This window comes from Duganella vulcania (assembly GCF_009857655.1).
Taxonomy (GTDB): Bacteria; Pseudomonadota; Gammaproteobacteria; order Burkholderiales; family Burkholderiaceae_D; genus Rugamonas; species Rugamonas vulcania.
On the sequence record NZ_WWCX01000175.1, the window covers coordinates 1 to 5,975 of the forward strand.

The 5,975-nt window shown below is 66.5% G+C and carries 9 protein-coding genes; 3 read left to right on the forward strand and 6 right to left on the reverse strand.

What is annotated here, in order from left to right; all coding sequences use genetic code 11:
- Positions 1-378 (forward strand): helix-turn-helix domain-containing protein (locus GTP90_RS34465; RefSeq protein ID WP_254452185.1); only part of this gene is annotated, 378 nt, incomplete at its 5' end.
- On the opposite strand, the gene GTP90_RS34470 is transcribed toward GTP90_RS34465, so the two are convergent.
- The 4 genes from GTP90_RS34470 to GTP90_RS34485 form a co-directional block, all read right to left on the reverse strand.
- Positions 360-785 (reverse strand): DoxX family protein, encoded by a 426-nt coding sequence (locus GTP90_RS34470; protein WP_161087736.1) that lies wholly within the window; start codon positions 783-785, stop codon positions 360-362. The genes GTP90_RS34465 and GTP90_RS34470 overlap by 19 nt on opposite strands.
- 64 nt (positions 786-849) lie before the next feature.
- Positions 850-1,824: a sensor domain-containing diguanylate cyclase gene (locus GTP90_RS34475; RefSeq protein ID WP_161087737.1), complete on the reverse strand. Its 975-nt coding sequence runs from the start codon at positions 1,822-1,824 to the stop codon at positions 850-852.
- The gene (locus tag GTP90_RS34480) at positions 1,821-2,450 is read right to left on the reverse strand and encodes a chemotaxis protein CheX (protein ID WP_161087738.1); all 630 of its coding nucleotides are present in this window, start codon (positions 2,448-2,450) and stop codon (positions 1,821-1,823) included. The genes GTP90_RS34475 and GTP90_RS34480 overlap by 4 nt, the downstream gene beginning before the upstream one ends.
- A 2-nt stretch (positions 2,451-2,452) precedes the next feature.
- Positions 2,453-2,824, reverse strand: coding sequence for a response regulator (locus GTP90_RS34485; protein ID WP_161087739.1), 372 nt, complete (start codon positions 2,822-2,824; stop codon positions 2,453-2,455).
- Between the two features lie 224 nt (positions 2,825-3,048).
- Between GTP90_RS34485 and rpiA the strand changes: the two genes are divergently transcribed.
- Together rpiA and GTP90_RS34495 are read left to right on the forward strand one after the other, a co-directional pair.
- Positions 3,049-3,726, forward strand: a complete 678-nt coding sequence (gene rpiA / locus GTP90_RS34490) for a ribose-5-phosphate isomerase RpiA (protein ID WP_161087740.1) — start codon at positions 3,049-3,051, stop codon at positions 3,724-3,726.
- Positions 3,726-4,103 carry a hypothetical protein gene (locus GTP90_RS34495; RefSeq protein ID WP_254452186.1) on the forward strand — a complete coding sequence of 126 codons (378 nt, stop codon included), beginning with the start codon at positions 3,726-3,728 and terminating at the stop codon, positions 4,101-4,103. The genes rpiA and GTP90_RS34495 overlap by 1 nt, the downstream gene beginning before the upstream one ends.
- Positions 4,104-4,141: 38 nt before the next feature.
- On the opposite strand, the gene GTP90_RS34500 is transcribed toward GTP90_RS34495, so the two are convergent.
- Positions 4,142-4,414 carry an oxidative damage protection protein gene (locus GTP90_RS34500; RefSeq protein WP_161087741.1) on the reverse strand — a complete coding sequence of 91 codons (273 nt, stop codon included), beginning with the start codon at positions 4,412-4,414 and terminating at the stop codon, positions 4,142-4,144.
- Positions 4,415-4,448: 34 nt separating this feature from the next.
- Positions 4,449-5,759, reverse strand: a complete 1,311-nt coding sequence (gene argA, locus GTP90_RS34505; protein ID WP_161087742.1) for an amino-acid N-acetyltransferase — start codon at positions 5,757-5,759, stop codon at positions 4,449-4,451.
- Positions 5,760-5,975 lie beyond the last annotated feature (216 nt).

Sequence of the window (5,975 nt, forward strand, 5' to 3'; positions counted from 1 at the left end):
AGCCGCACCTGTTCCACTGATACCGCGACCACCGAGAGCTCCACTACTTACCACCCTCCTTCCCTACACGACGCTCGACCGATCTCCGCGCTTGGCCGCGGCGTGCGCAGCATCGAGCGCCACATCAAGGCGCGCGCCGGCCAGCCGATGCGCAAGCTGTTGCGCCTGCAGCGCGCCGAGCAATCCTTCTTCGACGCCCGCGACGAGTTCCTGGCCGGGCGCGTGGTGTGGTCCGACGTGGCCGCGCGCGGCGGCTATGCGGACCAGGCCCACTTTTGCCGCGAAGCGCGCGAGATCACCGGCCACAGTCCGCACGAGCTGGCGCGCATGTTGAAATCCGAAGACGAAAGCTACTGGATCTACCGCATCTGGACCTGATCGGACAGGCCGCGCCGGGTCTTGAGCTCTTCCCAGGCCGTGACCAGCAGGCAGGTGATCAGCAGCGCGCTGTACTCCCAGCCGCCGGTGCCCGGCCCGACCACGAAGAAGCCGTTGTGGCGATGGAACAGGATGACGCCGGTGGTGTAGATGACGGTCAGCGCCGCGCACACCGGCAAGGTCAGCAGGCGCAGCGCCAGCAGCACGGTGCCCACCGTCTCGGTCAGGTTGACCGCGTACGCCAGCCAGGTGCCGCTGCCGTGCGGGAAACCTTGCTCTTCAAGGATCTGGCCGAGGATGGGGCTGCTTCCCTCGTAGAAGCGGTAGGCCCCGTGGGTGAACAGGATGGCGCATAAGACCAGCCGCAGCAGATCGGTGCCGGCGCTGGCGCGTGCAAAGATTTTCATGGCGCTCCGGGAATATGGTTGTTTTTGCATGACCCCAGCCACTCTAGCACAGCCGCGCCGGGCATCAGGCCGGCAGCAGCGCCTCGGTGCGGTTGCGGCCGTTGCGCTTGGCGAGGTAGAGCGCGCGGTCGGCCGCGCCGATCAGCGCCTCGATGCCGGCCGGCGCGTCCACCCGCTGCGTGGCGATGCCGATGCTGACCGTGACCTGCTGCCCGGCGTCGCTGTTGCGCTCGTGCGGGATGGCCAGCTCCTGGGTACGCGCGCGGATCGCCTCGGCCATCAGCGTGGCCTGCTCGACGTCGGTCTCGGGCAGGATCATGGCGAACTCCTCGCCGCCGTAGCGCGCCATCAGGTCGCACGGCCGCCGGAGCATGGCCGCCAGCGCGGCCGCCACCTGGATCAGGCACTGGTCGCCCTTCTGGTGGCCGTAGTGGTCGTTGTAGGCCTTGAAGTGGTCGATGTCGATCATCAGCAGCGACAGCGGCGTGCCGCCGCGCTTGGCGCGCCGGTGTTCCTTCTCCATCGCCACGTCGAAGTGGCGGCGGTTGGCGATGCCGGTCAGGCCGTCGGCGAAGGTCTGCGTGCGCAGCACCATGGCCTGCTCGCGCAGCAGCTTCTCGCGCCCGACCGCGATGCTGACGTCGTTGATCTGGATCAGGCAGTGGCGCGCCGCGCCCTCGACCGCGATCGGCGTCACCTCCACCGCCTGCTGGATGCGCTCGTTGCGGGCGGCCGCCGCCGGGCTGGCGTACAGCGCGAACGGCGCCTTGTTGAGCGTTTGCGACAGCAGCGAGGGGAAGTTGTTGTACAGCGCGTGCTGGATCGCCGACTCGACCCGGCCGCCGCGCAGGCCGGGGCAGACGGCGAAGAAGTCGGCGCCGATCACCTTGTCGTGGCCCAGGCCGGAATGCTTGATCATCCACGCGTTCCACAGCACCACGCGCCGTTCGCCGTCGAGCACGATGGCGCCCAGGTTCACCGCGCACAGCACGCTGTGCAGCAGGTGCAGGCGGTGCGCGTCGGTGAGCTTGCTCATCATGCCTGGCCCATCGCGCGGGCGATGTAGAGGTTGATCTGCTCCTTGAGGTCGTGCAGCGCCGAGATGTCGAGCACGAAGGCGACGTAGCCGTGGATCTGGTGCTTCTCCAGCAGGAAATCGATGTGCAGCATCAGCACCACGGTGTCGGCCTGGCTGCCGGAGGCGATCAGGATCTCGTCGCTGGTGCCGACGTGGTACTGCGGCAGCGAGCCCTGCAGCTCACGCTGGAAGATGTTGGCCAGCGTGCCCACGCAGGAGTTGAGGATGATGTTGCCGATCTCGCACATGGCCTCCTGCTCCATCTCGGTGAGCTCCTTCTGCGACACCGCCTCGCCCACCATCAGGCGCACGATCTCCAGGCTCTTATCCTCCGGGAACATGAGGATGGCCTCGGTCGAGAACGCGCCCTCGTAGTGCTGGCTGACGCCGCAGATGGCGCCGGCCGGCTCGGCCGATTTGCCGTCGAGCAGGCGCGCGGCCTCGGCGCGGTTGATGAAGCTCACCGACGGCACCGACATGTGCACCGCCTCGTTGACGATGGCGCTCATCGACGCGGCGGCCTGGCCGACGCCGATGTTGAAGATCTCGATCAGCGCGTCGTTCTCCAGCTCGGACAGGGCAAACATGGTCAGGCCGCTTCCAGCGTGGACAGCAGCTGCGCGATGCGGGCCTCGGTGATGGGCTTTTCCATGAAGCCTATGCCCAGCAGGGTGGCGCGCTCGCGTGTGGCGGCCTGGACATTGGCGGTCAGCAGCGAGATCGGCAGGGCGGGCAGTTCCTGGCGCAGCTGCTCGGCGGCGGCGATGCCGCCCATGCCGGGCATGTTGACGTCCATCAGGACCAGGTCCGGCCCGACCGCGCGCGCCTTGACCAGCGCCTCCTCGCCGGTGGCCGCCTCCTCGACGATCCAGTCGGCGTGCAGGGCGCCGATGTACTGGCGCGCCATCAGGCGCGATACGCGGCTGTCGTCGACAATCAAGACTGTTTTCGTAGACGTCATGTGTCCTCCCCCGCAATCATTGTTGGGCGCTGCGTTGCAATCATTCTCGCATATCCGGCCCGGTCGCTGGCAAGCAACGTTGCGTGTCCGCTGCGCTTGTGCCAGTCTGCGACACCGGCGCCCGCCGCGTGTTGTCCATGCGCAATTTTTGGCGGAAAAGCGGGGCGGGCGGGGGCGATCCGTTAAAATAGCGGGATTGCATTCCCCTCTCTTATAGAAACATCATGACCCAAGACGAACTGAAACAAGCCGTAGCCCGCGCCGCCATCGACTACGTGGTGGATAACGAGATCATCGGCGTCGGCACCGGCTCCACCGCCAACTTCTTCATCGACGAACTGGCCAAGATCAAGCACCGCATCAAGGGCGCGGTGGCCTCGTCCGAGGCGACCGCGGCGCGCCTGCGCGGCCACGGCATCGAGGTATTTGACCTGAACGATGTCGCCGGGATCGCCGTCTACATCGACGGCGCCGACGAGATCACCAGGACCGGCGCCATGATCAAGGGCGGCGGCGCGGCGCTCACACGCGAGAAGATCGTCGCCTCGGTCTCGAAGCAGTTCGTCTGCATCGCCGACGGCTCCAAGCTGGTCGATGTGATGGGCAAGTTCCCGTTGCCGGTGGAAGTGCTGCCGATGGCGCGCGCCTCGGTCACCCGCGCGCTGGCCAAGCTGGGCGGCACGCCCAAGCTGCGCCTCAAGCCGGGCACCGACGAGGCCTTCATCACCGACAACGGCGGCGTGATCGTCGACGTGGCCGGCCTGTCCATCACCGACCCGGTGGCGCTGGAACAGCAGATCAACCAGATCGTCGGCGTGATCGCGGTCGGCCTGTTTGCCGCGCGCGGCGCCAACGTTTGCCTGCTGGGCACGGCGGACGGCGTGCAGACGCTGAGCTTCTGATGAACCGCGGCCGGCCGGTGCTGTGGATGGGTGGCGCGCTGTTGGGCGCCATGCTGCTCAGTTCCTGCGCGTGGGTGCCGTCGCTGGGCAAGCCCCGCGACGAAGCCCCCGCGCCACGCCAGCCGGCGCCGCGCACCACGGCCGGCGACGGCACGCCGCTGGCCTATGTCGACGGCGTGGAAATCCAGAAAGTGCCATTCCGCGCCGGCGTCTCGTCGGCAACGGTGGAGAAGCTGGCCAGGCAGCAGGGCTGCACGGGCGGCTGGGGCGCGGGATTGGTGAGCGAACCGGGACCGGTCGAGGTGTACCGCATGACTTGCGAAAACGGCAAAGTTTTCATGGCAAGATGCGAACTGAAGCAGTGTAAGCCTATGTAAAACCATGCCGGCGGCGGGCGCCGCCGGCGTTCCCAACCTTACTCGGTTGGCGGCACGTAGCCTTGCGCTGCGTCGGCGCCGTCGCCGAAGAAGTGTTTCTCCATCTGCGTGGCCAGGTATTTGCGGGCGCGCTGGTCGGCCAGGTTCAGGCGGTTCTCGTTGACCAGCATGGTCTGGTGCTTCAGCCAGGCCGCCCAGGCTTCCTTGGAAACCGATTCATAGATCTTCTTACCCAGTTCACCCGGATACGGTGGAAAGTCCAAACCCTCGGCTTCCTTGTTGAGTTTGATGCATTGAACGGTGCGGGCCATCTGTGTTGCTCCTAAAGCGGTAGGTAAAACGTGATTATAAGGTCTTAATCAAAACCTGGGATTTGCGCTGCCAGTTATACATGCGCTGGCGGTCCTTCGGCAGGGCGTCCACCGTGGCCGGCACGAAGCCGCGCTTCTGGAACCAGTGCGAGGTGCGGGTGGTCAGCACGAACAGCTTCTGGATGCCGATGGCGCGCGCGCGGTTCTCCATGTGCTTGAGAATGCGCTCGCCGTCGCCCTGGGCCTGCACCTCGGGGTTGACGGTCAGGCAAGCCATTTCCGCCATCTTCTGTTCCGGGAACGGGTACAGCGCGGCGCAGCCGAAGATCACGCCATCGTGGTCGATGACGGAGAAATAGTCGATCTCGCGCTCGATCAGCTCGCGGCCGCGCTTGACCAGCGTGCCGTCCGCCTCCAGCGGCTCGATCAGCTTGATGATGCCGCCGACGTCCTCGATGGTGGCCTGGCGCAGCGACTCCAGGTTCTCGTGCGAGATCATGGTGCCCACGCCATCGTGGGTGAACAGTTCCAGCAGCGCCGAGCCGTCCATGTCGAACGAGACGATGTGCGAGCGCTCGACGCCGTTGTTGCAGGCCTTGATACAGTGCTTCAGGTAGAAGGCGGTGGAATCCGGCAGGAAGCCGGCCTGCAGCACGGCCTCGGCCTGGTGCGAGGACAGCTCGCGGATCTCGGCGCCGCCGGCGTCGGTCATCATGCCGGTCTCGGTGATGAAGATCAGCTTGTCGGCGTGCAGGGCGATGGCGGTGCTGCACGCCACGTCCTCCATGGTCAGGTTGAAGGCCTCGCCGGTGGGCGAGAAGCCCAGCGGCGACAGCAGCACCAGGCCGTCCGAGCCGAGGATGGAGTGGATCGTTTCGGCGTCGACCTTGCGGGTGATGCCGGTCAGCTCCAGGTCGACGCCGTCGATCACGCCCAGCGGACGGGCGGTGATGAAGTTGCCGGAAATGATGCGGATCGCCGCGTGCGACATCGGCGTGTTGGGCAGGCCCTGGCTGAAGGCGGCCTCGATGTCCAGGCGCAGCTCGCCGGCGGCCTCCTTGGCGCACTCCATGGCGGCGGTGTCGGTGATGCGCAGGCCGTTGTGGAAGCGGCCCTCGACGTTACGCAGGGCCAGCTGCTCGGCCACCTGCGGGCGCGAGCCGTAGACCACGGTGACGTTGATGTCGAGCGCGTGCAGCAGCGACAAATCGTGCGCCAGCACCTGCAGCGCGCCGGCGCTCACGAGTTCACCAGGGAAGGCGACCACGAAGGTCTTGCCACGGAAGGCGTGGATGTACGGCGCGACGGAGCGCAGCCATTGGACGAATTGGGTAGGGTTTTCCATTAGGCGCATTATAATTCGGTGCGCGACTTCCGCGCCAAAACCTTTGTAAAAAACAATGTCAGAAGCCAGCAACAAGTCCAAAGGCGCGTCCAGCACGCCCGCCAGCACGCAGAACGCCCCCTCCCGCGCACCACAAGCGCCCAACGCCCGCCCGGGGCAGGGCCAGCCACGCCCGCAAGGGGAGGCACGCCCGCGCGGCCAGCAGCGCGGCCCGCA